Origin of the sequence: Streptomyces sp. (genome assembly GCF_050698815.1) — a bacterium.
In the GTDB taxonomy this organism is placed as follows: Bacteria; Actinomycetota; Actinomycetes; order Streptomycetales; family Streptomycetaceae; genus Streptomyces.
This window is the reverse complement of record NZ_JBOHCV010000371.1, coordinates 1-3575: the sequence shown is the minus strand read 5'-3', so window position 1 is coordinate 3575 and position 3575 is coordinate 1. Positions and strand designations below refer to the sequence as shown.

The following is a 3575-nucleotide window of genomic DNA, read 5'->3' as shown; positions in this document are numbered from 1 at the left end:
GCCGTGGAAGGCGTACGGCGGGGTGGTCGAGGTCATGCACGGCGACGCCACCGGTGAGGACGAGCAGAAGCGCATCGTCGAGAACTTCGGCCTGCGCAACGCACCAGTCCGGCTCCTGTTCACCGGCGACGTCGCTTCCGAAGGGGTCAACCTGCACCAGGAGTGCCACCAGTTGATCCACTACGACCTGCCCTGGTCGCTGATCCGCATCGAGCAGCGCAACGGCCGTATCGACCGCTACGGGCAGGGGAAGAGCCCCCGATTCCGGGCCCTCGTGCTCACCAGCGAGGTGGAGTGGCGCACCGACGACAAGACCGGCGAACCCCTGCCCCTGGACGACCGCCTGGTCGGCGCCAAGCTCCTCGCCCGTGAGGAGGAGGCGCACCGCATCGAGGGCACCGCGGAAGCGGTCACCGGCATCTACCGGGCGAAGGAGGAAGAGGACCGGCTCACCCGCGACCTCATAGCCGGCCGCACCGTCGAAGAGTCGATCAAGCAGTCCTCGGCGGCCAGCGGTGGAGCCAAGGCCATGCTGGGGAAGCTGATGGGCAACGTCGGGGCGAAGAAGCCCAAGGACGACGTACCGCGCGCCACCGTGCCCAGCCTGTTCGGAACGGTCGGCAGTACGACCGCGACCTCCGACTACTTCGACGAGGCGCTGCGTCAGGTCTGCCACCCCGTCAGCCCGGACATCGCCCTCAAGCTGCGGCGCGAGAAGGACGGCACCATAGCCTTCCAGCCGCCGTCGGACCTTCTCCACCGACTGAAGGCCCTGCCCAAGACCTACCTGACCGAGCAGCAGATCCTGCCCACAGCCCAGAGGGAAGGGCGCATCCGCCTCACCTTCGACAAGAGCCTGGCCGCCAAGCGCCTCAAGGCGGCCCGCGAGGACTCCAAGAGCCAGTGGCCCAACGTCGGTTACGTCTCCGACGTGCACCCCGTGCTGGACTGGGTCACCGACAAGGCGCTCGCGGCGCTCCGCCACGACGAGGCCTTCGTGCTCGCTTTCGACCCCGACGCCGTGAGGGCCGACGCGATCGACCCGGAGCTGTCCGCCGCGCTTGACGGCCCCGTCTACCTCCTCCAGGGCAGCTACTCGAACAAGGCAGGGCGTCCCACCGTCGTCGAGTGGATGGCCGTCGTCGGCCTGCCCGACGCCCCCCGCGTCCACCGGGTCGACGACGCCTTCCTCGCCGCCTGCCGGGTCGGCCCCACCATGCCCGGCCGTGCCGTCCCGGTGAACCTCGGACTCCTCCAGTCGCGCGTCCCGGACGCGGTCGAAGCGGCCCGCCGCTTCCTGACCGACCGCGAGGCCGCGTACGAACAGCAGGTCGACGCCGTCCTCGCGCCGTACGAGAAGCGCGTGACGGAGTGGAAGCAGACCGCCCTCTTCACCGCCGCGACCCGTCGCTCGCAGAAGGCGAAGAACGACGTGAACCTCACGGCCGACCGGCGTAAGAAGCTGATCAAGTCCCTGCGGACCTCCGGCGCTCCGCTGCTGCGGCTCCTCGCCGTCCTCGAACCGCTCGCCGCCATCCCGGAATCGGCCGCTTTTGTGACCGCTGACACCGCCGCGCCCGACGCCGGAGAGACGAGCGCCCGATGAGCACCGACTTCGACTCCTTCTCCAACCGCGGCGAGTACCTGTCCGCGCACTACTTAGCCGAGCAGCTCGCCGACGGCCTGAAGAAGGGCGTCTTCGCGGCCTGGGCGGACCGCGAGTCCGACGAGAACGATCCGCGTCCCACACCCCGTATCGCCCTGCGCGGCCTGCGGTCCGTCTACCTCGACGAGAAGTACCGCAAGTTCTTCGCCGAGCAGGCCAAGGCGGACGCCGAGGACGACGAGTACCCCGACCGGGAGGGGTTCGAGGAGCGCTGGAACACCTACCAGGACGAGGAGTGGCGCGAGCGCGTCGCCGACTGGCACCGTAAGGTGCTCGCCGCCCTCGGCTACCCGGAGGGCGACATCGCCTCCGGTCCGCGCGAGTTGACCGTCCACCGGGCCGGACGCGACCACATCGTCCAGGTCGCCTGGCACGGCGACGGCATCGTCGCCGTCGACTGCGGCTGGTCCGCGAGCAACGACGCCGCCCTGGACGCCGACGCATACGGCCGTCTCCTCCACCCGGTGCGGACGGTCGGCAGCGGCGAGACGATCGATTCGGGGCACGCGTTCGCCACCTGGCTGTTCCAGAGCGAGCTGGGAGGCGAAGGCGGCAGCGCACCGCGGTTCGTCCTGCTGCTCTGCGGCGGCGTCATCGTTCTCGCCGACCGGCACGCATGGGGCGAGGGTCGCTACCTTGCCGCCAACCTCGACGCCGCCCTGGAACGGTACGACCGCAAGCAGTACGGCGAACTCGCCACGATCGCAGGTCTGTTCAGCCACGACGCACTCGCACCGGCGGAGGACGGCAAGGGCCCCGCCATCGACGCCCTCGTCAAGGCGTCCCGTGACAACGCGGTCGGCGTCTCCGGCGAGCTGCGGCAGGGCCTCCAGAAGTCCGTGGAGATCATCGCCAACGAGGTCCTGGCCCGTCTGGAGCAGACCGGACTCGAACCGCGCGATCTCGAAACCCCGGGAGAACCCTTCGCCCGGCAGCTCACCCGCGAGGCGCTGCGCTACCTCTACCGCGTCCTGTTCCTCCTGTCCGCCGAGGCCCGCCCCGAACTGGGCATCCTCCCGGCCGACGACGGCACCTACGAGGCCGGCTACTCGGTGGCCCGCTTACGTGATCTCGCCGAGCGGGACGCGCAGCTGACGGATGAGACCGCCCGCAACGGATTCCACCTGCACGCCTCCCTCGACGTGCTCTTCAACAAGGTCAACCACGGCCACCGGCCGTACGGCACCGAGGAGTGGGACGAACGTCCCGGCGACGACGCGGAGATCCGCAAGACGAAGGCCAAGCAGCGCAGTGAGGGGCGTGGCCTGCGTTTCGAGCCCTTGCGCAGCGAACTCTTCGAACCGGCTGCGGTGCGGCTCATCGGTTCCGGCACCCGTGATCCCCGGCGGGACGAGGAAGGCCCCGACGGGCCTGCCTGGCTCGACCTGCGGCTGCGCAACAGCGCTCTGCATGAGGTGTTGCGCCTGCTCACCATGAAGAAGGCCAAGCGGCGCGGCGAACGCGGCGGCTTCATCTCGTACCGCAACCTCGGCATCAACCAGCTCGGCGCGGTCTACGAGGGTCTGATGTCGTACACCGGCATCATCGCCGACAAGGAGCTGTGCGAGGTCGCGAAGGGCGGCGACCCCGAGAAGGGCTCCTGGCTGGTCGCCTCGCACCGGCTCAAGGAGTACCCGGAGAACACCTGGGTCGAGTACGACGAGCGAGACCGCGAGGAGAAGGGCCTGCGCGGGCCGAAGAAGTACCAGCCCGGAGAGTTCGTCTACCGCCTCGCAGGCCGTGACCGAGAGACCTCCGCGTCCTACTACACCCCCGAGTCGCTGACCCAGGTCACCGTCGAACTGGCCCTCAAGCACCGCCTCGACCAGGAGAAGGACGAGGCCGGGAACGTCGTCAAGACCCGCGCCTCGGAGCTGCTCAAGTACCGCATCTGCGAGCCGGCGCTCGG

The 3575-nt window shown here is 69.5% G+C and carries 1 protein-coding gene and 1 pseudogene; both read left to right on the top strand.

Features of this window, described 5'->3' with window-relative positions; all coding sequences use genetic code 11:
- Window positions 1-1606, top strand: a 1606-nt coding sequence (locus ACRDP3_RS13540) for a C-terminal helicase domain-containing protein (protein WP_431517163.1), incomplete at its 5' end; no start/stop codon positions are given.
- Window positions 1603-3575: pseudogene (locus ACRDP3_RS13535) on the top strand (hypothetical protein); the annotation flags it as partial. The gene ACRDP3_RS13540 and the pseudogene ACRDP3_RS13535, both read left to right, overlap by 4 nt.